The sequence below is a fragment of the Embleya sp. NPDC056575 genome, from assembly GCF_042793325.1.
Classification (GTDB): Bacteria; Actinomycetota; Actinomycetes; order Streptomycetales; family Streptomycetaceae; genus Embleya.
The window spans coordinates 20,856-43,757 of record NZ_JBHTVA010000083.1; the positions used below are offsets into that span (position 1 = coordinate 20,856).

Annotated in this window: 21 protein-coding genes; 12 read left to right on the forward strand and 9 right to left on the reverse strand. The window is 72.3% G+C overall.

Going from position 1 to position 22,902, the window contains the following annotated elements:
- Positions 1-31: 31 nt before the first annotated feature.
- Both ACFRCG_RS41330 and ACFRCG_RS41335 read right to left on the reverse strand, forming a co-directional pair.
- Positions 32-1,276, reverse strand: a complete 1,245-nt coding sequence (locus ACFRCG_RS41330; protein ID WP_380041297.1) for an ABC transporter permease — start codon at positions 1,274-1,276, stop codon at positions 32-34.
- The gene (locus tag ACFRCG_RS41335; RefSeq protein ID WP_380041299.1) at positions 1,273-2,046 is read right to left on the reverse strand and encodes an ATP-binding cassette domain-containing protein; all 774 of its coding nucleotides are present in this window, start codon (positions 2,044-2,046) and stop codon (positions 1,273-1,275) included. Before ACFRCG_RS41335 ends, ACFRCG_RS41330 begins: the two co-directional genes overlap by 4 nt.
- A 337-nt stretch (positions 2,047-2,383) precedes the next feature.
- Between ACFRCG_RS41335 and ACFRCG_RS41340 the strand changes: the two genes are divergently transcribed.
- The 4 genes from ACFRCG_RS41340 to ACFRCG_RS41355 all read left to right on the forward strand — a co-directional run bounded on the left by ACFRCG_RS41340 (position 2,384) and on the right by ACFRCG_RS41355 (position 6,632).
- A complete protein-coding gene (locus ACFRCG_RS41340; RefSeq protein ID WP_380041301.1) occupies positions 2,384-3,688 on the forward strand; it encodes an AGE family epimerase/isomerase in 1,305 nt (434 codons plus the stop codon).
- A 103-nt stretch (positions 3,689-3,791) separates the two neighbouring features.
- On the forward strand, positions 3,792-4,823 hold the full coding sequence (locus tag ACFRCG_RS41345; RefSeq protein ID WP_380041303.1) for a LacI family DNA-binding transcriptional regulator: 1,032 nt from the start codon (positions 3,792-3,794) through the stop codon (positions 4,821-4,823).
- A complete protein-coding gene (locus ACFRCG_RS41350) occupies positions 4,820-5,803 on the forward strand; it encodes a carbohydrate kinase (protein ID WP_380041305.1) in 984 nt (327 codons plus the stop codon). The genes ACFRCG_RS41345 and ACFRCG_RS41350 overlap by 4 nt, the downstream gene beginning before the upstream one ends.
- A gap of 301 nt (positions 5,804-6,104) precedes the next feature.
- Positions 6,105-6,632 carry a nucleotidyltransferase domain-containing protein gene (locus ACFRCG_RS41355; RefSeq protein WP_380041307.1) on the forward strand — a complete coding sequence of 176 codons (528 nt, stop codon included), beginning with the start codon at positions 6,105-6,107 and terminating at the stop codon, positions 6,630-6,632.
- Positions 6,633-6,993: 361 nt separating this feature from the next.
- Here the strand turns inward: ACFRCG_RS41355 and ACFRCG_RS41360 are convergent, their stop codons facing one another.
- Positions 6,994-7,737, reverse strand: coding sequence for a YqjF family protein (locus ACFRCG_RS41360; protein ID WP_380041309.1), 744 nt, complete (start codon positions 7,735-7,737; stop codon positions 6,994-6,996).
- Positions 7,738-7,804: 67 nt separating this feature from the next.
- The gene (locus tag ACFRCG_RS41365; RefSeq protein ID WP_380041311.1) at positions 7,805-8,776 is read right to left on the reverse strand and encodes an ArsR/SmtB family transcription factor; all 972 of its coding nucleotides are present in this window, start codon (positions 8,774-8,776) and stop codon (positions 7,805-7,807) included.
- A gap of 59 nt (positions 8,777-8,835) precedes the next feature.
- On the opposite strand from ACFRCG_RS41365, the gene ACFRCG_RS41370 reads away from it, so the two are divergent.
- The 5 genes from ACFRCG_RS41370 (at position 8,836) to ACFRCG_RS41390 (ending at position 15,083) form a co-directional block, all read left to right on the forward strand.
- Positions 8,836-10,020, forward strand: coding sequence for an MFS transporter (locus ACFRCG_RS41370; protein ID WP_380041313.1), 1,185 nt, complete (start codon positions 8,836-8,838; stop codon positions 10,018-10,020).
- Between the two features lie 28 nt (positions 10,021-10,048).
- The gene (gene ligA / locus ACFRCG_RS41375) at positions 10,049-12,169 is read left to right on the forward strand and encodes an NAD-dependent DNA ligase LigA (RefSeq protein ID WP_380041315.1); all 2,121 of its coding nucleotides are present in this window, start codon (positions 10,049-10,051) and stop codon (positions 12,167-12,169) included.
- A gap of 222 nt (positions 12,170-12,391) precedes the next feature.
- Positions 12,392-13,537 (forward strand): hypothetical protein, encoded by a 1,146-nt coding sequence (locus ACFRCG_RS41380; RefSeq protein WP_380041317.1) that lies wholly within the window; start codon positions 12,392-12,394, stop codon positions 13,535-13,537.
- A 242-nt stretch (positions 13,538-13,779) separates the two neighbouring features.
- Entirely contained in the window at positions 13,780-13,908 is a 129-nt protein-coding gene (locus ACFRCG_RS41385) for a hypothetical protein (protein WP_380041319.1), read from the forward strand.
- Positions 13,909-14,321: 413 nt separating this feature from the next.
- The gene (locus tag ACFRCG_RS41390) at positions 14,322-15,083 is read left to right on the forward strand and encodes a putative protein N(5)-glutamine methyltransferase (protein ID WP_380041321.1); all 762 of its coding nucleotides are present in this window, start codon (positions 14,322-14,324) and stop codon (positions 15,081-15,083) included.
- Between the two features lie 43 nt (positions 15,084-15,126).
- On the opposite strand, the gene ACFRCG_RS41395 is transcribed toward ACFRCG_RS41390, so the two are convergent.
- Positions 15,127-15,750, reverse strand: a complete 624-nt coding sequence (locus ACFRCG_RS41395) for a MarR family winged helix-turn-helix transcriptional regulator (protein ID WP_380041323.1) — start codon at positions 15,748-15,750, stop codon at positions 15,127-15,129.
- Between the two features lie 127 nt (positions 15,751-15,877).
- Here ACFRCG_RS41395 and ACFRCG_RS41400 point away from each other — a divergent pair, with 127 nt between their 5' ends.
- Positions 15,878-16,423: a YceI family protein gene (locus ACFRCG_RS41400; RefSeq protein ID WP_380041325.1), complete on the forward strand. Its 546-nt coding sequence runs from the start codon at positions 15,878-15,880 to the stop codon at positions 16,421-16,423.
- A gap of 99 nt (positions 16,424-16,522) precedes the next feature.
- Here the strand turns inward: ACFRCG_RS41400 and ACFRCG_RS41405 are convergent, their stop codons facing one another.
- Entirely contained in the window at positions 16,523-17,167 is a 645-nt protein-coding gene (locus ACFRCG_RS41405) for an HAD family hydrolase (RefSeq protein ID WP_380041327.1), read from the reverse strand.
- A gap of 50 nt (positions 17,168-17,217) precedes the next feature.
- Between ACFRCG_RS41405 and ACFRCG_RS41410 the strand changes: the two genes are divergently transcribed.
- Positions 17,218-17,976, forward strand: coding sequence for a DeoR/GlpR family DNA-binding transcription regulator (locus tag ACFRCG_RS41410; RefSeq protein WP_380041329.1), 759 nt, complete (start codon positions 17,218-17,220; stop codon positions 17,974-17,976).
- 80 nt (positions 17,977-18,056) lie between these two features.
- Here ACFRCG_RS41410 and ACFRCG_RS41415 read toward each other — a convergent pair whose 3' ends face one another.
- The 3 genes from ACFRCG_RS41415 to ACFRCG_RS41425 all read right to left on the reverse strand — a co-directional run bounded on the left by ACFRCG_RS41415 (position 18,057) and on the right by ACFRCG_RS41425 (position 20,015).
- Positions 18,057-18,380, reverse strand: coding sequence for a hypothetical protein (locus ACFRCG_RS41415; protein WP_380041331.1), 324 nt, complete (start codon positions 18,378-18,380; stop codon positions 18,057-18,059).
- Between the two features lie 171 nt (positions 18,381-18,551).
- The gene (locus ACFRCG_RS41420; RefSeq protein WP_380041333.1) at positions 18,552-19,235 is read right to left on the reverse strand and encodes a ferredoxin; all 684 of its coding nucleotides are present in this window, start codon (positions 19,233-19,235) and stop codon (positions 18,552-18,554) included.
- 174 nt (positions 19,236-19,409) lie between these two features.
- A complete protein-coding gene (locus ACFRCG_RS41425; protein ID WP_380041335.1) occupies positions 19,410-20,015 on the reverse strand; it encodes a TetR/AcrR family transcriptional regulator in 606 nt (201 codons plus the stop codon).
- 531 nt (positions 20,016-20,546) lie between these two features.
- Between ACFRCG_RS41425 and ACFRCG_RS41430 the strand changes: the two genes are divergently transcribed.
- A complete protein-coding gene (locus ACFRCG_RS41430) occupies positions 20,547-22,829 on the forward strand; it encodes an MMPL family transporter (protein WP_380041337.1) in 2,283 nt (760 codons plus the stop codon).
- The last annotated feature ends 73 nt before the right edge of the window (positions 22,830-22,902 follow it).

Below are 22,902 nucleotides of genomic sequence, written 5' to 3' on the forward strand. Positions count from 1 at the left end.
GCGCATGGTGGCTCGGCAACCGCCTTGTGGTTCACCGGCGTTGGCGACCGCGGCGGCGCAACTGGTCGGCGTACACGGCGGCGATCAGGACGGCGCCGACCGCAACGCCCTGCCAGAACGGCTGCACGCCGAGGATGACGAAGCCGTTCTGCAGGATCGCGGGGATGAACACGCCGATCAGCGTGCCGACGACGGTGCCGATGCCGCCGAACAGGCTGGTGCCGCCCAGCACCACGGCCGCGATGGCGCCCAGCGAGTCGTTGGCGTGGCCGCCGATCGTGGTGGTGGTGAAGCGGGCGAGGGACAGTACGCCGGCGAGCCCGGCCAGGGTGCCCGACAGGGCGTACACCGCGATCATGTGCCGGTCGACCGGGATGCCGGCCCGGCGCGCCGCCTCGGCGTTGGAGCCGACCGCGTAGGTGCGGCGGCCGAATCGGGTGGTGCCGAGCACGAGCGCGCCGACCGCGGTGACGAGGAGCGCGATCACCACCAACCAGGGCACGCCCAGGATCCGCCCGTTGCCGATGGTGTCGGTGAACCGGGTGGGCACGCCCCGGACGTCCTGACCCTCCGTCATCACCTGGGCCAGGCCGAGCGCCATGCCGAGGCTGCCGAGGGTGACGATCAGCGCCGGTACCCGGGCCTTGGCGACCAGGAATCCGTTGAACGCGCCCCACGCGGCACCGGCGGCGAGGCCGGCGAGCACGCCGAGCAGGATCGCGCCCCAGCCCGCGTCCGGACCGGAGACGGCGGTCATCGTCTTGGCCGCCGCGACGCCCGCGAACACCAGGACCGAGCCGACCGAGAGGTCGATGCCGGCCATGATGATCACGAAGGTCATGCCGACGCCGACGATCAGCAACACGGCGGCGTCCGTGGCCACGTTGCGCAGGTTGAACGTGGTCGGGAACTGCGACGGGCGCATGATCGAGAAGGCGGTCACCAGGACCATCAGGACCAGGAAGGTCCACCAGGTGTTGGTACGGGCGAGGCGGGGCCACAGGACGGTGCGGGCGAAGGCGACCGCGGGGTGTGGACGGGGCGTCGACGCGGTGTCGACGCCCGGCGGTTCGCGGTGGTCGGCGCGACGGCCGTCGGATCGGTTCGCGGGCCGGGCGTGCGGGTCGGCGTCCGGCTTGGCATCGTGCTTGCCGTGCGGTCGGGCGTCGGGCGTCGCCCCGGGTCGGGCCTGCGGGTTTTCGGCCGCGTCGTCTCGCGGCGGGTGGTCGGGGCGGTCCTGGGAGTTCGGTGTGGTGGCCGTGTCGTCGCGGTTCATGCCGGCGCGCCTTCCGTGTCGAGTGTGTCGAGCGCGCCGGTCATCGCGCCGACCAGTTCCTCCACCGTGGTCTCCGCCGCGGGGAGACTGGCCACCCGACGGCCGAGGCGCAACACCTCGACGCGGTCCGCGACCGACAACACCTCGGGCATGTTGTGGCTGATCAGCACGACCGCGATGCCGTTGTCCCGGACCCGGCGGATCACATCGAGCACCCGGCCGCGCTGGAGTACGCCCAACGCCGCGGTGGGCTCGTCCATGAAGATCACCTTGTCCGCCCACGCGACCGCGCGGGCGATGGCCACGCTCTGCCGCTGGCCGCCGGACAACGTCCCGATCGGCGCGTCCACGTCCTGGAGTTCGACGCCGAGTCGGGCGAACGCCTCGATCGCCCGCGCCCGCATCGTGGCCTTGTCCAGCACGCCGAGGCGGCCGGCCAGGCCGCGGCGCAGCAGTTCGCGGCCGAGGAAGAGGTTGGCCGGGCCGTCCAGGTCCGGGGCCAGGGCCAGGTCCTGGTACACCGTCTCGATGCCCAACCCCTGGGCGTCGGTGGGGCGTTCCATGTGCACCTCGCGGCCCTCGAAGAGGATCCGGCCCGCGTCGGGGCGTTCGGTGCCGGCCAGGGTCTTGGTCAGGGTGCTCTTGCCCGCGCCGTTGTCGCCGATCAACGCGACCACCTCGGCCGGGAAGACCGTGAAGTCGGCGCCGCGCAGGGCCTGCACCTGGCCGTATCGCTTGACCAGGCCGCGACCTTCGATCAGGGGTTGCACGTGCCCAACTCCTTCGGATTGTCGGGTCGTTCCCCGCGAGCCGGCTCGGCCGGACCCGGCGGGCGCCACGCGTTCGCACGTGTGTCGGGACGGGGACGAGGGGATCCGCGCCGCCTGCCGCTGACAACGGTGTCAGTACAGTGCCGGCCACACCGGCGGGTGTCCAGGGGTTGCGCCGCCTCGGATGAGGCGGAAACCGGGTGGGGATTACGGCGATTGCCCCGACAGGTACCGCCGAAGGCATGGCCACCGAGGACGATCGGGGCGGGATGTCGACAGCGCGGGGCGGGACGGGTACGGTCCGCATGACAACGATGTCAGAGGGAGCGTGCGGCACATGGCAGCTGAACCCTGGCCGAAACCCTGGCCGGACTCCCCCGAACACACGGCCCGGCTCGACGCGGAATGCGACCGGCTGATCCGCTTCGCGACCGGCGCCAAGTTGACCGGCGGCGGCTTCGGTTGGCTCGACGACGTCGGCCGCCCGCTGCCGGACGGGGTGGTGCACACGTGGGTGACCGCGCGGATGACCCACGTGTTCGCCCTGGCCCGCCTGCGTGCGGAGGCGCGCGGGTCGGCGTTCGACGCGGCCGAGGCGGGCGCGCTCGTGGCGCACGGGATCGCCGCGCTGACCGGGCCGCTGCGCGACCACGAATACGGCGGCTGGCATCCGGTCGTGGATCGCGCCGGCCGACCCGCGCCGGGCGACGGCGACACCGACGCAGACCCCGAACGGCCGGACGGCAAGCGGATGTACGACCACGCGTTCGTCGTGCTGGCCGCCGCGAGCGCGTGCGCCGCCGGTCATCCCGAGGCGCCCGCGCTGCTCGCCGACGCCCTCGACGTGGTGGAGCGCCGCTTCTGGGAGCAGGACCGCGGCGCCTGCGCCGAATCCTGGGACCGGACCTGGACCGTCGGCGAGCCGTATCGGGGCGCCAACAGCAACATGCACGCCGTGGAGGCGTTCCTGGCCGCCGCCGACGCCACCGGCGAGGCCCGCTGGCGCGAACGCGCCCTGCGGATCGCCGAGCGGGTGGTGCACGAGCACGCCCGGGCCAACCACTGGCGGCTGATCGAACACTTCGCCGCGGACTGGACCCCGCTGCCCGAGTACAACCGCGAGCACCCCGCCGACCCGTTCCGTCCCTACGGCGCCACCGTGGGCCACTGGTTCGAGTGGTCCCGCCTGCTGATCACGCTGTCCGAGGCGCTGCCGGAGCCGCCCGGGTGGCTGCGCGCGGACGCGGTGGCGCTGTTCGACGCGGCGGTGCGGGAGGGTTGGCGCGCCGACGGTCGGCCGGGCTTCGTGTACACCGTCGACTGGTCGGGGAAACCGCTGGTCCGGGCCCGGATGCACTGGGTCGTGGCCGAGGCGATCGCGGCCGCGGCGGCGCTGCGTCGGGCCTCGGGGGACGCCGACTACGATGACTGGTACCGAGTGTGGTGGGAGCATGCCGACGCCGTATTCCTGGACCGGGAGCACGGCGGCTGGCATCACGAACTCGACGCCGACGCGCGGCCCTCGGCCGACGTCTGGCGGGGCAAGCCCGACGCGTACCACGCGGTCCAGGCGACCCTGCTGCCTCGGCTCCGGTCCGCACCGACCATCGCGGAGGCGCTGCGTCGTCGGGCCGCGGGGTGAGCGCGGCGCCGTCCCGCTCCCGTGCCCCTTCCACGCGCGACACGCGACGCGCAACACGCACCGTGAGTGCCGGGTGTGAGCCCGGTCGCCCGAAAGGAATGCGATGGCCGGCCCGACGACACCGGAGCGACCGCGCGGGCGCGGGCGCTCCACGATGAAGGACGTGGCCGCCCTCGCCGGCGTGGGGATCAAGACCGTCTCGCGGGTGATCAACGGCGAGCCGAACGTGAGCGCGGTCAAGCGGCAGGCGGTGTGGGCGGCGGTCGCCGAGACCGGGTTCCGCCGCAACGACAGCGCCGCGCAGCTGCGTTCCGGGCACACCTCCAGCATCGGCCTGGTGCTGGAGGACGCCGCGGATCCCTTCTCGTCCGCGCTCACCCGCTCCATCCAGGACATCGCGCACCAGCACGGCACGGTGTTGTTCAGCGCGTCGTCGGCGGAGGATCCGGACAAGGAGCGCGACCTCGTGCTGGCGCTGTGCGCCCGGCGGGTGGACGGGCTGATCGTGGTACCGGCCAGCGGCAGCCATACCTATCTGCTGCCGGAGATCGAGGCCGGCATGGTGTGCGTGTTCGTCGACCGGCCGCCGGGCGACATAGAGGCGGACACGGTCCTGGTCGACAACGTGGGCGGGGCCCGGACCGGGGTCGGGCATCTGGTCCGGCACGGGCATCGGCGGATCGCCTTCATCGGCGACCGGCTGGAGATCTTCACCGCGCGCGAGCGGGTGCGCGGATACCGCGAGGCGTTGACCGAGGCGGGCATCGACGTCGATCCGCGCCTGGTGTACAACGGGCCGCCGTACGGTGAGGAACTGCGCGCGTGGTTGCGGGCGATGCTCGGCGGCGCCGATCCGGCGACGGCGGTCTTCTGCGGGAACAGCCGGTTCACGGTCGAGACGGTGCGCGAGATCCGCCGCTCCCCGGTACAGCCGGCCCTGGTCGGCTTCGACGACTTCGAACTCGCCGACATGCTCACACCGGCCGTGACCGTGGTCGCCCAGGATCCGTCCGGCCTCGGACAGGCCGCCGCGCGGTTGTTGTTCCGGCGGCTGGCGGGGGATCCGACCCCGGTGCAGCACGTGCACATGCGCACCCGGCTCATCCTTCGGGGCTCGGGCGAGGTGGGGCCGTGACCGCGCGAGACGCGAAGTGGGCGTACGACCAGGGAGGTTCGGCCGTGATCACGGTGATCGGCGAGGCGTTGATCGATCTGGTCCGAACCGAGGGCGGCGCGCCCGTCGCCCATCCGGGCGGCAGTCCCGCCAACGTGGCGGTGGGCCTGGGTCGGCTCGGGGTGCCGGTGCGGCTGATCACCCGTTATGGGAAGGACGAGTACGGCGAGTTGCTGGCCGCGCACCTGGCCGCGAGTGGGGTGGTGCCGGCGCCGGAGGGCGTGCACTCGGGGTCGACGAGCGTGGCGTACGCGCGGGTGGACGCGGCGGGGGTGGCCGACTACACCTTCGACATCGTGTGGGATCTGCCCGCGACGGTGCGGGTGCCGGCCGAGTCGCGGTGCGTGCACACCGGGTCGATCGCGGCGACGCTGGCGCCGGGGGCGCAGACGGTTCGGGAGTTGCTGGCCGCCGCGCACGCCGGACGCCGCGCGCTCGTGTCGTACGACCCGAACTGCCGGCCGTCCCTGATGGGCGAGCCGGAGGCGGCCCGGGCGCGGATCGAGGCGCTGGTGGATCTGTGCGATCTGGTCAAGGTCAGCGATCAGGACCTGGAATGGCTGTATCCGGCGCGGTCCCCGCACGACGTGGCGGACGAGTGGCTGCGCCGGGGGCCGGGTCTGGTCGTGGTGACCCGGGGGGCCGAGGGCGCGTACGGGCTCTGCCGGGCGGGTGGGGCGACGATCCCGGCCGTGCCGGTGCGGGTGGTGGACACGGTCGGGGCGGGCGACGCGTACACGGCCGGGCTGCTCGACGCGCTCCGTCGGCGGGAGTTGCTGAGCCCGAACGGGGTTCGCGGCCTCGATGCGTCGACCCTGGCCGAACTGCTCGTCGACGCCTCGTCGATCGCGGCACTCACCTGCTCCCGGCCGGGCGCGGATCCGCCGACGGTCGCGGAGGTGGAGGCGTACCGGCGGGAGGCACGTCTTGGAAATGGATGATGACCGTGTGTGACTGATCGGCGACCGAGGGGAAGTAGCGCCGGGCGGCGATATTCGGACACTCGGTCGAGCGCGGGTGCCCTCGGCGTGGCGGGTGACATGGGTCGGGGACCTCGTGGTGGTCCCGTGTCGGTGCTCCGGCGGGGCGATCGGGGCGATGGCCGATTCCGGTGGTGTCCGGTGGGTGGGGGCGGGTCCGGCACACGGCCGGAACCACGGTCGACGCCCGTTTCGGTCACGGGTGGATGACGGCCGGCCAAGACGGTGCCGAGGCGGGATTCGGGCGCTCTACGGTAAACCCATGACTGTGCCGTCGGATGCCGACAAACAGCTCGCACTGATCGTCCAAGTCCAGGACCTGGCCCGGGAATTGGGTATCGAGGTCTGGTTGCGCGGCGGTTGGGCGATGGATTTCTACCTCGGCCGGATCACCCGGGAGCATGTGGACGTCGACTGGTTCGCGTGGGCCGAGGACGCCCCGGCGCTCACGGTCGCGTTCGCCGCGCGCGGTTTCGTGCGGTTGGCCCGGGCACCGGCCGAACAGCAGCTCGATTACACGACGGGAGACGTGGAATTGGGTTTCGCCTTCCTGGCCCGCGACCCCGAGGGCCACGTGATCGTGGCCGGCGGCCCGTGGGCGGGCGCCCGCTGGCCGGACGGGATGCTCGACACTCCCCCCGGGAAGTTGGCCGGGGTGTCGTGTCCGATCATCTCGCCCGAGGCCCAGATCGAGATCAAGTTGATGACCCCGGTCTGGCGACCGCACCGGCCGCGCCGGGCCAAGGACGCCGAGGACATCGAGCGCCTGCGGGAGGGATTGGCCCGGTAGGCGGTGGGGTTCGCGGTGGGGACCGCGTGACCCGGGAGCGTGGGAAGGGTGGGGATGATGGGGATGCGCTGGGGAGCGTGCCGGGCTTCGCCCGGGCGGCGACACCGATTCGGCCGTGATCCGGGTCGGGCCTCGAGGCTGGATCCGAGGCGAAATCGCGGTCGGGGAGCCGACCGCGTCGTCGGTCGAGCGGACTGAGACCGACATCGGCAATCCGTGATCCGTATGCGGCCACTGGTCACCGGTCGCCCGTGACCGGGCAATTCGCCGCGCGCTCGTGCGCTCGCACGCTTTCGGGGTGTTGCGCGAGGCGGTGTTCGCGGTCGCGCGTCTTCGGACCCGACCCGGTCGCGGGTGTCGGTCAGGTGTCTTGGGCGACCGTGACGGGTGGGCCGAAGCGTACGGGTACGCCCGGGGAGTAGAGCGCGCTGGTCGGGGCGCCGGTGATGTTCGGGAGGCCGGCGGCGGCGATCAGGTTTTCGTCGAGGTGCAGCACCTCGGCGTGGTGCAGCGACCACTGCGGATGCGCGTTGGGCAGGTAGAGGGTGCGGCCGGCGACCGAGGTGTGCAGGCCCCAACGCGCCGTCAGGAAGTGTTCCAGCGGCCCGGGTTCGGTCACCGGCGCGCCGACGCGGACCTCGACCGTCGCCGCGTGCGGCGCGCCCTCGAGGCGGTGCCGGCGCGTGGTGTAGCGCACCCGGTCGCCGGCGCGCTCGATCCGCATCCGGGCCCAGCGGTAGGGCAGGCGCAGCGTGGCCCGGGCGGTCAGTACCGGCAGCAGGCGGGCTGCCTCCAGGGAGCGGAAGACGACGCCGCGACGGCCGGCGCAGTCCACGGAGTACAGCCGCACGTTGGTCTCCGGGAAGGTGCCCAGCCACGGGACGCGCGGCAGCCGCAGCAGGCCGACGTCGACCATCCGGAACGGGACCAGGCCCACGTAGGTCACCCCGTCCAGCACGTCGGGCCGGGTGCCCTCGGGGAGCAGCGGGGCGACCTCGGCGGGCGGCACGGGCCAGTGCAGGAAGGTGAGTTCGCTCCAGCGCTGGGTGAGCACCACGTGCCGGATCCCGCGCGGCGCCAACGGGGTGACGGGTTCGATCCTCATCGGGCCATGGTGGCGCATCCGCCGGGCCGGGGGTCGCCGCCTCGCCCGGTTCGGGGCCGGCGCCCGTTCATCGCGGTGTCTGGGCGGCGATCAGGGCCTCGCCCGTCGGGGAGCGGTAGTACAGGACGGAGCGGCCGGCGCGGCGGCGCAGCACCAGGTGGGCGTCCAGCAGGATGCGCAGGTGACGGCCGACCGAGCCCAGGCCCTGTCCGGTGAGCGCGACCAGTTGGCTGGTGCTCTTGGGCGTGTCGAGGCGGATCAGTACGCCGGCGCGGCCGGCGCCCAGGAGGCGGGCCAGCGCGTCGGCCGCGGCCGGTCGGGGGCCGTCGGCCAGCACGCCGGAGCAGGGGTAGACCACCGCGTAGTGCCGGGCCTCGTCCCAGGCCACCCAGCCGCGCCCGGGGGTGACCGGGACGAACGACAGCCGCGCCCGGCCGAGATCGCGCGGCGGGTAGTCGTAGGCGTTGATCCGCAGTCGGCTCGCGCCCAGCCAGCGCATGCCCGGGCGCAGGTCGTCCAGCGCCGCCGCCCAGCCGCCGCGGCCGAGGCGATCGGTGCGGGCGATGATGTCGGCCTCGATGATCCGGCGGCGGCGCGGCCAGTCGGGGCGGACCACCCCGCTCCAGACCCAGTCCAGGATGTCGCCGGCGCGGGCGGCGAGGTCGTCGCGCCGCAGCGCGGGTGGCAGTGGGCCGCCCATCGACACCTCCAGGTCCGCCCGGGCGTCGGCGGCGGAAGCGGCCCGGACTCGTTCCACTTCCGTGTCGAAGCTCGGCTCCGGGTCGCGGGTCGGCGGGGGCGTGAGGAAGTCGGCGTTCCAACCGCCGCCGTAGCCGACGCGCAGCAGCAGCGCGGTGATCGGGTCGGCGGCGAGCCGGGCCCGGTAGGCGGGCAGGTGCGCGGCCAGCCAGGCGCCCTCGCCGGGGTGGCGGGCCGTACCGCGCTCCAGGGTCTTCAGTGTCGCGGTGACCTCGGCCAGGGGTGAAACGGTGAAGCGGCTGCCCGCGAGGGTATCCGCGTCGACCTGCCACCACCCCATGCTTTCGCCTCCCGGCGAAACAGTAACGCCCCGGGCTCGGATGCCCCGAAGCTCTCGCCATGCGCACCTACCGAGAACTGTTCCGCACACCGGAGTACACCCCGTTGTTCGCCGCCACCTCCGCGCATCTGGCGGCGATGACGGTGAGCGGACTGGCCCTGGGCACCCTGGTCTTCGACCGGACGGGCTCGCCGCTGCTGGCCGCGCTCGGCATGTTCGGCGGCTCGCTCGCGCAGGTGGTGGGGGCGACCGCGCTGATGTCGGCGGCGGACCGGTTGCCGCCCCGGGCCGCGTTGGCCTCGACGGGGCTGGTGTTCGCCGTGGGCACGGCCGTGTTGGCGCTGCCCGGGATGCCGCTGTGGGCGCTGTTCGCCATCGTGTTGGGCCAGGGCGCGGTGGCCGCGGTGGGCGGTGGGGTGCGTTTCGGGCTGCTGAACGAGATCCTGCCCCGGGACGGCTATCTGCTCGGCCGGTCGGTGCTCAACATGAGCAACGGGACGGTACAGATCCTGGGCTTCTCGCTCGGCGCCGTGCTGGTCACCGCGCTGTCCGCGCGCGGCACGCTCCTGGTGGGGGCCGGGCTGTACCTGCTCGGGGCGGTGGTGTCGCGGTGCGGGTTGGCGGCTCGGGCGCCGCGCGCGGCCGGTCGGCCGTCGGTGGCCGAGACGTGGCGCAACAACGCGCTGTTGTGGTCGGTCAAGCCGCGCCGCTACGTCTACCTCGCGCTGTGGGTGCCCAATGGGCTGGTCGTCGGCTGCGAGTCGTTGTTCATCCCGCTCGAACCCGACCACGCGGGCCTGCTGTTCGCGGCGGCGGCGCTGGGCATGCTGGCCGGGGACGTGGTCGGGGGCCGGTTCGTGCCGGGGCCGTGGCGGCACCGGCTCGGGCCGCCGATGTTGTTGCTGCTGGCCGCGCCGTACCTGCTGTTCGTGACGGATCCGGCGCTGCCGCTCGCGCTGATCGTGGTCGCGATCGCGTCGGTCGGCTACTCGGCGAGCCTGCTGTTCCAGGAGCGGCTGATGGCCATGACGCCGGACGAGCTGAGCGGTCAGGCGCTGGGGCTGCACGCGTCCGGGATGGTGGCGATGCAGGGCGTCTGCGCGTCGCTCGCGGGCGGGATCGCGCAGGTGACGTCGCCGAGCACCGCGATGGTGGTGATGGCGGGGACGTCGATCACGGTGACGCTGAGCCTGACGGCGGGCCTGCGGGCGGGCCCGGGGGCGGCGGAGGTGCCCGTGGGGTGATGTCGGTGCTGTTCGAGAGCATGTACGCATGATCGACTCCCCGGCGCCGGCCGCCGTTCTCGCCGACTTCGACGCGTACACCCGGGCCGTCGCGGCCGTCGCCGACGCCGCGCGGGCCTACTACGGCGGCGCCGAGTCCACCGTCGACGACGACACCTACGACCGGCTGCTGCGCGGGATCGAGGCGTACGAGCGGGCGCACCCCGAGCACGCGGTCGCCGAGTCGCCGGTGGGCAAGGTCGCCGCCGGCGCGCTGCCCGGCGGGGAGGTGCCGCACACGGTGCCGATGCTGAGCCTGGACAACGTGTTCGACCCGGCGGGGCTGACCGCGTGGGCCGCGTCGTTGGAGCGCCGGCTGGGCCGGGCGCCGGCGGCGCTGACGGTCGAACCGAAGATGGACGGCCTGGCGGTCGCGGCGCGCTACCGCGAGGGCCGGCTCGACCGGCTGATCACCCGCGGCGACGGCGTCGCCGGGGAGGACGTCTCGCACGCCATCGGCACCATCGTCGGTCTGCCCGAGCGTTTGGCCGAGCCGGTCTCGATCGAGGTGCGCGGCGAAGTCCTGCTCACCGCCGAGCAGTTCGAGGCCGCCAACGAGATCCGCCGGGAGTACGGCGCGAGCGTGTTCGCCAATCCGCGCGGCGGCGCGGCCGGCACGCTGCGGGCCAAGGATCGGCTGTACGTGATCCCGATGACCTTCTTCGGCTACGTGGCCCTGGCGCTGCCCGACGACGAGAGCCCGTTCGCGGCCGAGTTGCGCACCGCCGACCACTCGGCGGTGATGGCCCGGGTGGAGGCGCTGGGCGTGCTCACCACCGGGCGTACCGCGGCGCGGCTTCGGGTGTGCGCCACGATCGCCGAGGTCCAGGCGGTGGTGGACGAAATCGCTTCGCTGCGCGCCGAGTTGCCGTTCGGGATCGACGGCGTGGTGATCAAGGCCGACGCCGCCGCCGACCAGGCCGAGGCCGGCAGCGGCACCCGCGCACCGCGCTGGGCGATCGCGTACAAGCTGGCCGCCGTGCACAAGATCACCCGACTCGTCGGGGTCGACTGGGCGGTCGGCCGCACCGGGGTGATCGCGCCGCGCGCGATCCTGGACCCGATCGAGATCGACGGCAGCGTCGTCGGCTTCGCGACCCTGCACAACCCGGCCGACATCGAGCGGCGCGGGCTGATGATCGGCGACACGGTCAGCGTGTACAAGGCGGGCGACATCATCCCGCGCGTGGAGGCCCCTTTGGTGCACGCGCGCACCGGTGCCGAGACGCCGATCGAGTTCCCCACCGCGTGTCCCAAGTGCGGTGGCGAGGTGGACACCTCGCAGCAGCGGTGGCGGTGCGCCCAGGGCCGCGCGTGCGGGCTGCACGCCGGGATCCTGTACGCGGTGGGCCGCGACCAGCTCGACATCGAGGGCATCGGCGGCCGGATCGTCACGCAACTGATCGAATCCGGCGCGGTCGCCGACGTGGCCGACCTGTTCACCCTCACCCGCGAACAGTTCCTCGCCCTGGATCGGATCGACAAGATCGCCGACCGGCTGATGGCGGGTATCGAGGCGGCCCGGACCAAGCCGCTGAACCGGGTGTTGTGCGCGCTGGGGGTGCGGTTGACCGGGCGCTCGATGTCCCGGCGGATCGCCCGCCACTTCGCCACGATGGACGCGATCCGCGCGGCCGACGTGGAGGCGATGGCGCGGGTCGAGGGGATCGGGCCCGGCAAGGCGGCGGTGATCGTCGCCGAACTGGCCGAACTCGGGGATGTGATCGACAAGTTGGTGGCCGCCGGGGTGAACATGAGCGAGCCCGGGGTGGTGCCGGGTGTGGGTGTGGTACCGGGTGTGGTTTCGGATGTGGATGGCGAGGCGGGCTCGGAGCCGGGCGACGCGGGAGGAGCCGGGCCGCTTGCGGGTATGGCCGTCGTGGTGACCGGGGCGATGACGGGTGCGCTCGCGGCGCTGTCGCGCAACGAGATGAACGAGTTGATCGAACGCGCCGGTGGCACCGCCTCGTCCGGGGTGTCCTCGAAGACGGCGCTCGTGGTCGCCGGGGACAAGGCCGGATCCAAGCGGGCCAAGGCGGAGCAACTGGGCGTGCGGATCCTGACGCCGGAGGAATTCGCGGAACTGGTAGGGGCGTTGCTCCCGTCCTGACCGACGAGGATGCCGGCGTTCGCGTCAATACCCGTTCCGGCGACGGTGATTCGGGCGATCCATAGCAGATCGACGAACACCGTGAGGCGAATAGGACGATATCGGTGTGCGAAGCCCCGGACGCCGGCATCGTCGCGTTCGGGAGCCGGTGGTGGCCGGGAAGGTTCGCAGCGCGCGGAACCGCCGGAGCCGCACCACCCTTCGACGACGAATGGAGTCCCCATGGTCGAGGCACATCCCCCGCGAATACCGCTGCCGTTCGCCCTCGACCGCAATCCGCACGCACCCGAGGCGGAACGCCGGCTGCTCGACTGGGCCCGACGCCACGACCTGCTCGACCACACCGACGCAAAGAAACGGCTGGTCGGCGCGCGGCTCGGGGACCTCGCGGCCTATACGCACCCCGACGCCGAGCCCGACCGACTGGTGCTGTACGCGCAGTTCATCACCTGGCAGTTTCTCACGCACGACCGCTACGCCGAACCGGACGAACGCACCGCAACCGGCCTGGAGCACCTGACGGCCCAGGTCGAGCCGGTGTACCGCACGGGCCGCGCCGATCCCGCGGCCGGGCCGATGGCGCGGGCTCTCGCGGACGTCCTGGGGCGGGTGTATCCGGCCATGAGTGCGAACTGGCGCGAGCGGTTCGTGGTCGAGGGTCTGGAGACGCTGCGACACGTGTTGCCGCGTCCGCCGGGCGGGCCGCGCACGGCGGGGCGCGATCACGCCGGTGGGGTCGAGGCGTATGTGCGGCATCGGCGGTTCGCCTGTGGGCAGTTCCCGTGTCTGCTGCTGGACGAGTACATGGCGGGCGGCGAACTGCCGGTGGTGATTCGGGACGGCGCGGCATATGACGATGTGCGGAACGCCCAGGCGGACGTGGTGACTTGGACGAGCGACTACTACGCGTCGCGGGACAGCGCGGGTTCCGGGACGGGGCGCGGGGCGGATTTCGGAGATGATGTGGCCACCGACCTGGTGGGTGTGTTGGCGTACACGGAGCATGTGGGTCGCGCGCACGCGGAGTCGGCGGTGGCCGCGCGGATCCAGGATCGGGTGGCCGACTTCCTGAGCGCGCGCCGGGAGTTGCAGGGGGGCGGCGGGGGCGCGGCGGCGTTGGCGGATCCGGCTACCGATCTGGTGCTGCGGCGCTGCGTTTCGGCGATGCACCATCGCATGGCGGGGACGGAGGCCTGGGCGTGGGAGAACGTCAGGTCGATCGATGGTCGGCGGGGGGCGGGTGGTGCGCGGAGCGCGCGGGACGCCGAGGGTGGCCTGCGGGTGCCGGAGTTCGTGGAGGACCTGTTGGATGTCCGGGGCCGGCGGCGGGGTTGGGACGGCGGAGCGGCGGGGCATCGGTGGCCGTAGGGGTCGGCGTGGTCCGCGCGTCCCGCGCGTGTGGTGAGCCCGGTACGGCTTGGCGTCCTCAAGCGCCGGACAGGCTGGATTTGGTGACGTTGCGGCATCGACTGCGGGGCCGGTGGGTGCTCCAGCGCCTCCTCGACCGGCACCGCATGCCAGTTTGCTGCGGGCGATTCGAGAAACATGCCTCTTCCTTTTGATGGTGGGGCATCGGCGGGTGGTCGCCGCCGCGGCGTTCGATAGCCGCCGTGATCCTCTCTCATGGCTACGACGGCATGCCGACGGGCGATCCGGCGATCCGGCGGCGGCCCGATCCGGAGGACGCGACGACCGGGCGGGCCGACGCGGTGTACGCCCGCAGGCAGCAACTCCCGTAGAGGGGGCGGGGTTTCGCCGACGACGTCCACGTCGGTGTCGTCGGGTGAGTCGACGCTGGTGACCATCGCCGTGCCGGTCCGGTCCGCGACCACGCCGGCTGCGCGCTGGTGGGCCGGGCGTTTCGGCGCCGCCGGCGCCCGTGCCTCCGGCGTACGCGACGGAACCCCGGCGTACGTGCCGACCTCCGTCGGGTAATGTTGCCGCCGCGCCCGGTCCGGGGCGCGGATCGCACTCGACGTCGAGGAGGTGGGACCCATTACCGCTGTTTCAGGTCGGGTGCTCTCCTTCCACGACCGAGCGGCCTCCTGGCATAGGTGAGCCCGCGAGAGCACCCTTCGGCATCCCGAAAGGCTCCAAGGCTCTCATGTCGGATTCCTCCGCCGCACCGTTCCCGATGTCCTCGGTTTCCTCGATGGCGCCCATCGTTGCCACGCTTCGTGCCGCCGGTTGTGTATTCGCCGAGGACGAGGCTCGGCTGCTCGTCTCCACCGCCGGCGATCCGGCCGAACTCGCCGCCATGGTCGATCGCCGGGTCGCCGGCCTCCCGCTGGAACACGTGCTCGGCTGGGCCGAGTTCCGCGACCTGCGGATCGCCGTCGACCCGGGCGTCTTCGTCCCGCGCAGGCGTACCGGGTTCCTGGTCGAACAGGCCGTCGCGCTGGCCCGTCCGGGCGCGGTCGTGGTCGACCTGTGCTGCGGCTCGGGCGCGTTGGGCGCGGCCGTGTCGGCCGAGGTGGCCGGCGTCGAGGTGTACGCCGCCGACATCGACCCGGCCGCGGTGCGGTGCGCGCGGCGCAACATCGCGGCCGATCGGGTGTACGAGGGCGACCTGTACGAACCGTTGCCCGCGTCGTTGCGCGGCCGGATCGACGTCCTGATCGCCAACACCCCGTACGTGCCCACCGAGGACATCCAACTGCTGCCCTCGGAGGCCCGGATCCACGAGCCCCGGGTCGCGCTGGACGGCGGCTCGGACGGCCTGGACGTGCAACGTCGGGTCGCCGCGGCGGCGCCGGATTGGCTCGCCCCCGGCGGCGGGCTGCTGGTCGAGACCAGCGAGCGGCAGACGGCGCTGACGGTCGAGGTGTTCCGCGCCGCCGGCCTGCGTACGCGGGTGGTCGAGTCCGAGGAGTTGTACGCCACGGTCGTGATCGGCATGCGGGCGCACGGTTAGGGGTCGGCGGGCCGCGACGCCCGCCTCCCCCGCCCGTCCCGGCCTACTCCGCGCCGTCGAGCGGACAATCCATCCCGGTGTCGATCTCCTCCATCTCGACACCGACACCGACGCCGACATCGACCCCGGCGTCGGCGCCCGCTCCGCCCCCGGACCCGACCTCGGCTTCGGGCCCGTCCACCCCCGCCGCCTCCGCCCGGGCGCTCGCGCAGACCCCGCTCAGGCCGTCTCGGATGGTCCGGCCGATCTCGGCCATGGAGGCCACCTGGCTCGGCGTCAACGTGTCGAAGACGTGTTCCCGCACGGTGGCCGCGTGGGTCGGCTCGGCCTCCGCCAGGGCGGCCAGGCCGGAGTCGGTCAGATGCGCGACCCAGCCCCGCCGATCCCCCTCGGCGGGGCCCCGGGAGACCCATCCGGACTTCTCCATGGCGGTCACGGCGTGTGACAGCCGGCTACTGGACGACAACGACGCGGCGGCCAGTTCGCTCATCCGCATTCGATGATCCGGCGATTCGGCGAGCAGGCCCAGGATCTCGAAGTACGTCATCGGCATGCCCGCCTCGCGGCGCATCCGCCGGTCCAGATGGGCGGCGAGTTCCCTGGTCCCGGTGAAGTACGAGCGCCAGATCTCGCGCTCGGAGGTGGTCAGCCGATCGTCGTCGTTCATGGGAACAGCATAAGACTTGTTGAATCCTCAACTTATGGGTGCTATGTTGCTGAGCGTTCAACAAACCCGGCGCGGAACATCGCGGCGGGCCGGTCCACCCCACCGCGACACTTTTCAAGGAGTTCCCATGACCACCTCCGTCGAGACCATCCCCGGCTACATCGCGGGCAACTGGACCATCGACCCGGTGCACTCGGACGTCTCGTTCTCGGTACGTCACCTCGGTGTCGCCAAGGTCCGCGGGCGCTTCGACACCTTCGAGGGCTCGATCGTCACCGCCGAGAACCCGCTGGAGTCCTCGGTCACCGCCTCCATCGAGACCGCGTCGGTCAACAGCAACAACAAGATGCGCGACGACCACATCCGCAACGAGGACTTCCTCGACACGGACGGGTTCCCGACGCTGACCTTCACCTCCACCGGTCTGCGTGCCGAGTCCGCGCTCGTCTACCAGGTCGACGGCGACCTGACGCTGCGCGGCGTGACCAAGCCGGTCACCCTCGAACTCGAACTGAACGGCTTCGGCACCGGTTTCGACGGCAGCCCGGTCGCCGGCTTCACCGCCACCACCGAGATCAGCCGCAGCGACTTCGGCGTCACCGGCGGTGCGGCGGGCGCGGCCGTCGGCGACAAGATCACCATCGTCCTGGAAATCGAAGCCAAGCAGGCGTGACCCCCGCCTGTAGCCGACCCCGCCCACGCCGGGCCCCGGTGCGCCCGCTCTCCGAAGCGCACCGGGTCCGGCGACCCCGCCCCGGCGGGCTCGGGGACGCTACAGGTGCGGCGAAGCGGCAGCGGTGATCCCGATCCGGGCGAGGTCGGCGCGCAGCGTCGGAGTGTCCGTGTAGTGGAGGGACTCGATGCCCAGGGCCCGGGCCGCCGTCAGGTTCTCCGGTCGGTCGTCGATGAACAACAACTGGTCGGGGCGCGCGTCGAGCCGTTCGCACAGGTGGAGATAGATGCGCGCGTCGGGCTTGGCCAGATTCAGGTCCGCGCTGAACACCCGGTGCCGGAACAGCCGTGACCAGTCCTGCTCCTCGAGGTGCCGGGCCATTTCGATCGGGGCGTTCGAGAGCAGCGCGAGACCGGGATCGGCCTCGCCCGCAGATTCGGCCAGCTCGGCCAACAGGTCGAGGGTGTCCTGGTTCATGTCCATCCAGACCGCGAGGTCGGCGGCCACGAGCCGGTCGAGCCGGGCCGCGTCCGGCGTCGCACGGCCCAACCGGGCGCACACCCCGTGCCAGAACCCGGCGGCATCCAGCGTGCCCGCGTCGTAGTCGATGCGATCCGGCCAGTACGCCGGCCACATCTGCGCCGCCGGCACCCCGACGACTGCGGCCAGGGCCTCGCTCGCCGCGTCGGAGGGCGGGAAACAGATGACCCCGCCGAAGTCGAAGACGATCCATCGGATACCCATGGGCGCTCCCTCCGTTGACTTTCGAACATCGGATACGTTTGATTGAACGCATGGAAAGTGCGGAACGTCAACAAACGCTCATTGAACGGATGCGTACGACGGAGCGCGTCACGGTCGCGGAGCTGGCCGAGGAGACCGGCTGCTCCGAGATGACCATCCGCCGCGACCTCGACCAACTCGCCGAGCGCGGTGTGCTGCGGCGGGTGCGGGGCGGCGCGGTGAGCCTGATGTTGCGCGGCGAGGTACCGCCGTTCGGTGTCCGGGAGCACGAGGCGACCGAGAGCAAACGCCGCATCGCCGCCGAACTGGACTCGCTCGTCACCGACGGCGAATCACTGATCCTGGACAGCGGCACCACGGGCCTGGCCATCGCCCGCGTCCTGGCCCGCCGCCGGGTCACCGTCGTCCCGCTCGACCTGCACGCGGCCCGGGTCCTCGGCGACGCGCCCGACGTACAGCTGCTCGTCCCGGGCGGCCGAAGCACACCCGGCGCGCTCAGCCTGAGCGGCCCCCTCACCGAGAACTCGCTGCGCACACTGCGAGTGGACACCGCCGTCCTCGGCGTCTGCGGCATCTCCGTCGAGCACGGGCTGACCGCCCACGATCTGGACGAAATCCCGGTCAAACAGGCGATGATCGCCTCGGCGCAGCGGATCGTCGCGGTCTGCGCCGGGGCCAAGTTCGGCCGTACCGGCCTCGGTCACGTCTGTCCGGTGACCGACCTCGACATGGTGATCACCGACGCGGACGCCCCGACCGAGGCGGTCGAGCGGCTACGCGACCTGGGCGTGGACGTACGGGTGGTCTGAACTCCCGCGCCCACGCGCCGAATCAACGGACGACCGGGCCACCGCGCCATCGGTTCGGCCGGACGCCGGACGTCCGGGCCTCATCCGCAGCAGAAGTCGTTGTCACACGCACGCCCCACCTCGCTGCCGTACGCCACCAAGTCCCGCACGGGCGCCAACGCCGCCTCGACGGCCTCGGCCGGCAGCGGCGGAACCGTCGGTTCGGCCCAAAGGTCCCAGTACGGCGGGGAGTCGTCGAAGTCGAAACGCCGCGCACCGTCGACGAACAGCGTGAACATCGGATGATCCGGAAAGACATTGAGGCGCAACACCCACCACACCCCCCGCACCATGGCGGCATGCGGAAAGTGTCGAATGCCGGTGCGTCGCCACGGCGGCACCGTCGCAAGCTCGGAACGCTCCATACCCGGCACCCTTCCCCACCACGGCGTCGTCGGCACCACCGGCGATGCCGCGGATGGCTGGGAGGGTGTCGTCGGGGTGAGCGGTGGCCGTCGACACGCCGGATGGCGTCGCCCGCGTTCCGGGATCCGAACGACATCCAACCGGGGCCGTACGTCGCGTGAGCCCGCGCCTCACAGGGGTGGCAGCGGATCGTGCCGGGTCGGCTGCCGGCCCGTGATCAGCCAGAACAGGTACCCGCGGAGATAGTCCTCGAGGCCGTGGTCGAGATGGGCCGCGAAGGCCCGCAGCGTCGCGGGGTCGTAGTGCGCCGGATCGGGATCGGCGAGCCGCGCGTCGATCCAGGCGCGAACCCGATCCCGGTCGGCCCACCAGGCGCGCACCGCCGCCGGGGTCCAGTACTCGTCCCCGTCCCACCCGCAACCGCCCGCCGGCCCGGTGGCGGCCACGCCGAGGAAGTCGTATACCTCGCACGGCGTGCGGGGTTGGCGGTGGACGAAGGCCCGCCCCCCGTCGTCGGCCAGGAGATGGGCGGCGGCCATCCGGGCGTCCGGGCCCACACCGCCCCCGATGAAGAACGGGCCCGGGACACTCAGCCAACTCCGGTCGGCCCAGCGGCCATTGCCGGTGCGGTCGCCGACGGCGTCGGGCGCGTCGAGCGCCTGGTGGGCCATCGGCAGCGGATCCCAGTACACGAGGCACGGGTCCCAACCGGCGGCCCGGTGGTCGTACCCGAGCAGGGCCCACGACCGCCGCGCCTCCCGCGCCTTCAGGTTCGCGTCGGCCAACGCCGCGAGCCGCATGACCGCGACGGCGGCGACCACGAAGGCCGACACGGAAAGCGGCGTCACGTCCATGACGCCGAACTTTATTGCGCGAACCGGAATCGGCCACCGGTATTACGCCGAGGCCGAGGACCGGCAAAACCGAGCAGACCCGAGCAGACCCGAGCGGAACGGAACGGAACCGCACGGACCGGAGCGGACACGGCCCGCCCGGTCGCAGCCGCCCCGCGTCGATCCGGCGCCCGGCTACCGTGAAACCGTCGAGCCGACGGCCGCCGCCCCCGCCCGGGCGCGCGGCGGCCGGATCCCCAACACGGCGCAGGCGGCCGCGACGGACGGCCCGACCAGCGGCCGCAGGTCCTCGTACCCCTCCAACGCGGCCAGCGGAACGGTGAGGGCCGCCAGCGCGGCCAGCGCCCGTACCTCGCCGACCATCGTGTCCTCGGCGTCGCTCCGGTTCAACGCCCGCTGGGTACGCCGCCGGCAAGCCAGCACCCGCGTGCCCAACACCGGCTGGGCCCGGAACGTACGGTCGAACATCAGCACCGTGAGCAGGCGACGATCCCGCGCGTACAACTCGCCCATCGCGACGAGCAGATCACGGGTCGCGGCGGGCGAGAAGCCGTGCCCCTCGGCCCGGTCGAGGATCGCCTCCAACTCCTCGACGGCCGGCTCGACCAGGTCGGCGAGGATCTCTTCCTTGGTGTGGAAGTAGTAGTAGAGGGCGGCCTTGGTCACGCCCATCGCGTCGGCGATGTCCTGGAGCCGGGTCGCGCCGTAGGTCCGCTCGGCGAACAGCGTCAGTGCGGCATCTCGGACACGGCGCCGGGTGTCGCCTCGTTGACCGGTCACGCGCGCATCCTTCCCGGGTGGCGGTGAACGCCTTCGCGTCCCCGCACGGCACCTGCTTTCCGAGTCCTGCTCCCGGGCCCTGCCTCCGGGTCCCGCTCCCGGGTCCCGCTCCCGGGTCCCGCTCCCGGGTCCCGCTCCCGGGTCCCGCTCCCGGGTCCCGCTTCCGGGTACCGGGTCCCGCTTCCGAGACCTACCACCGAGATCTGGTTCCAAGACCTGCCTCGAAGACTATTTCTACTGTACGGCCAGTAAAAACTACGCCCCACGTAGTACGCGCGGCCAGAACCTCCGAAGGACGTCCGCGGGGTTGATCGCGGTGAATACTTTCTACTGTCCGGCTAGTAGAAATGCTCGGCCGGACGGGGCCGCGACCTGCTCGCGCACGCCCTCACCTGCCCCTGTCTCTATTTCTCTGTCTCTCCTTTTCGTCACGCGTATCCAACCCGGCGGTTTCGACACGTGTCGTCCGGGTCGATGCCACACGTCCCGCCCCGTTCAGTCCCGACTCGCATGAGCCTGGAGACCCCTTTCATGGCCACTTTCCTGTATCGACTCGGCCGCGGCGCCTTCCGGCGACGGCGCCTGGTCGTCCTGCTCTGGGTGGCGATCATCGCCCTCGTCGGGTTCGGCGCCGCCAACGCGTCCGCACCCGCCGCCAAGCCGTTCACCGTGCCCGGCATCGAGGCGCAAAAGGCCGTCGACCTGCTCGGCGAGCGCATGCCCGAGGCGGCAGCCGACGGCGCGAGCGCGCGGATCGTCTTCCGCGCCCCCGCCGGCCAGCAGATCGACTCCGCCAAGAACAAGGCGGCCGTCGAGCAGGTCGTCGGCGCGCTCAAGGGCAGCGACCAGGTGGCCGCCGCCGACGACCCGTACACGGCGGGCACGGTGAGCAAGGACCGCACCACGGCCTACGCCGCGGTGTCCTACCAGGTCTCCGGCGACACGCTGAAGGACGCCACCCGCGACAACCTGAAGCACGCCGCGCAGAAGGGCCGCGACGCGGGCCTGACCGTGGAGGTCGGCGGCGACGCGCTGCAGGACGACTCCGGTCCGGGCAACGGCGAGATCGTCGGCATCGCGATCGCGGCCGTCGTACTCGTGATCACCTTCGGCGGCCTGGTCGCCGCGGGTCTGCCGATCCTCACCGCGCTGCTCGGCGTCGCGGTCGGCGTCGGCTCCATCACCGCCCTGGCCGGCGTGTTCGACCTCTCCCCCACCACATCGACCCTGGCCATGATGCTCGGCCTGGCCGTGGGCATCGACTACGCGCTGTTCGTGGTCTCGCGCTACCGCAACGAACTCACCAAGGGCCACGACCCGGAGGACGCCGCCGGCCGGGCGGTCGGCACCGCCGGCTCCGCGGTGGTCTTCGCCGGCCTCACCGTGATCGTCGCGCTGGCCGGCCTCGCGGTGGTCAACATCCCGATGCTGACCGAGATGGGCCTGGCCGCGGCCGGAACGGTGGCGGTGGCCGTACTGGTCGCGCTCACCTTCGTCCCCGCCATCCTGGGCTTCGCGGGCAAGCGCATCTTCGGCCGCAAGGCCCGCAGGAAGGCCGAACTGCTCGCCGCCGAGGCCGCCGAGGGCGGCAGCGTGCACCGACGGGCCTCGGAGAAGCCGAACATGGGTACCCGCTGGGCCCGGTTCGTGCTGCGCCACCCGATCCGGGTGCTCGTGATCGCCGTACTCGGCCTGGGCACCCTCGCGATTCCCGTCGGGAGCATGCAGCTCGGCCTGCCGGACGACGGCGTCAAGTCGACCGACACCACCCAGCGCCGCGGCTACGACCTGCTGACCGAGAGCTTCGGCCCCGGCTTCAACGGACCGCTGCTGGTCGTGGTGGACGCCGCGAAGAGCAACAACGGCAAGGCCGCCGCGGCCGAGGTCACCCAGGCGCTCGGCCGGGTCAAGGGCATCGCGTCGGTCGGCGAGGCCACGTTCGACAAGGCGGGCAACACCGCCATCATCGAGGTCACGCCGAACTCCAAGCCGAGCAGCGAGGCCACCAAGGACCTGGTGCACGCGATCCGCGACACGGCGGATCAGACCAAGGCCAGGACCGGGGCGGACACCCTGGTCGGCGGCGGACCGGCGCTGAACATCGACTTCTCCCAGCGCCTGAACGACGCGCTGCTGCCGTACCTGGCCCTGGTGGTCGGCCTGGCGATCCTGCTGCTGATGGCGGTGTTCCGGTCGGTCCTGGTGCCGATCAAGGCGGCCGGCGGCTTCCTGCTCTCGGTGGTGGCCTCGCTCGGCGCGGTCGTCGCGGTGTTCCAGTGGGGCTGGCTCGGCGGCCTGATCGGGGTCGACCAGACCGGGCCGATCATGAGCATGATGCCGATCTTCCTGGTGGGCATCGTGTTCGGCCTGGCAATGGACTACGAGGTGTTCCTGGTCACGGGGATGCGTGAGGCGTACGTCCACGGCGAAAGCCCCCGGCAGGCCGTGGTCAGCGGGTTCCGCCACGGGGCCCGGGTGGTCACCGCTGCCGCGCTGATCATGATCGGGGTGTTCGCCGGCTTCATCGGGGCGCCCGACTCGATGGTCAAGATGATCGGCTTCGGGCTCGCCTCGGCGGTGCTGTTCGACGCCTTCGTGGTCCGCATGACCATCGTCCCCGCCGTCCTGGCCCTGCTCGGCAAGTCCGCCTGGTGGCTGCCGGGTTGGCTGAACCGGCTGATCCCGAACGTGGACGTCGAGGGCGAGGGGCTGCGGAAGTACCTCGGCGACGACGACGCGAACACGGCGCCGGTGGACGCGAATGCGCCTCGGCGGTCGGACCGGGATCCGGATCTGGACACGGTGAAGGTGTGATCCGGGCGATCGAGGTCTGATCCGACCGGACAACGCGACGGCGGGGTGTGCCCGGGCTACGGCGCGGGCACAC

Coding starts and splice junctions, on each gene's coding strand:
- ACFRCG_RS41330 (WP_380041297.1), bottom strand. CDS start 1,276: ATGAACCGCGACGACACGGCCACCACACCGAACTCCCAGGACCGCCCC.
- ACFRCG_RS41340 (WP_380041301.1), top strand. CDS start 2,384: ATGGCAGCTGAACCCTGGCCGAAACCCTGGCCGGACTCCCCCGAACAC.
- ACFRCG_RS41345 (WP_380041303.1), top strand. CDS start 3,792: ATGGCCGGCCCGACGACACCGGAGCGACCGCGCGGGCGCGGGCGCTCC.
- ACFRCG_RS41355 (WP_380041307.1), top strand. CDS start 6,105: ATGACTGTGCCGTCGGATGCCGACAAACAGCTCGCACTGATCGTCCAA.
- ACFRCG_RS41360 (WP_380041309.1), bottom strand. CDS start 7,737: ATGAGGATCGAACCCGTCACCCCGTTGGCGCCGCGCGGGATCCGGCAC.
- ACFRCG_RS41365 (WP_380041311.1), bottom strand. CDS start 8,776: ATGGGGTGGTGGCAGGTCGACGCGGATACCCTCGCGGGCAGCCGCTTC.
- ACFRCG_RS41370 (WP_380041313.1), top strand. CDS start 8,836: ATGCGCACCTACCGAGAACTGTTCCGCACACCGGAGTACACCCCGTTG.
- ligA (WP_380041315.1), top strand. CDS start 10,049: ATGATCGACTCCCCGGCGCCGGCCGCCGTTCTCGCCGACTTCGACGCG.
- ACFRCG_RS41380 (WP_380041317.1), top strand. CDS start 12,392: ATGGTCGAGGCACATCCCCCGCGAATACCGCTGCCGTTCGCCCTCGAC.
- ACFRCG_RS41390 (WP_380041321.1), top strand. CDS start 14,322: ATGGCGCCCATCGTTGCCACGCTTCGTGCCGCCGGTTGTGTATTCGCC.
- ACFRCG_RS41395 (WP_380041323.1), bottom strand. CDS start 15,750: ATGAACGACGACGATCGGCTGACCACCTCCGAGCGCGAGATCTGGCGC.
- ACFRCG_RS41400 (WP_380041325.1), top strand. CDS start 15,878: ATGACCACCTCCGTCGAGACCATCCCCGGCTACATCGCGGGCAACTGG.
- ACFRCG_RS41405 (WP_380041327.1), bottom strand. CDS start 17,167: ATGGGTATCCGATGGATCGTCTTCGACTTCGGCGGGGTCATCTGTTTC.
- ACFRCG_RS41410 (WP_380041329.1), top strand. CDS start 17,218: ATGGAAAGTGCGGAACGTCAACAAACGCTCATTGAACGGATGCGTACG.
- ACFRCG_RS41415 (WP_380041331.1), bottom strand. CDS start 18,380: ATGGAGCGTTCCGAGCTTGCGACGGTGCCGCCGTGGCGACGCACCGGC.
- ACFRCG_RS41420 (WP_380041333.1), bottom strand. CDS start 19,235: ATGGACGTGACGCCGCTTTCCGTGTCGGCCTTCGTGGTCGCCGCCGTC.
- ACFRCG_RS41430 (WP_380041337.1), top strand. CDS start 20,547: ATGGCCACTTTCCTGTATCGACTCGGCCGCGGCGCCTTCCGGCGACGG.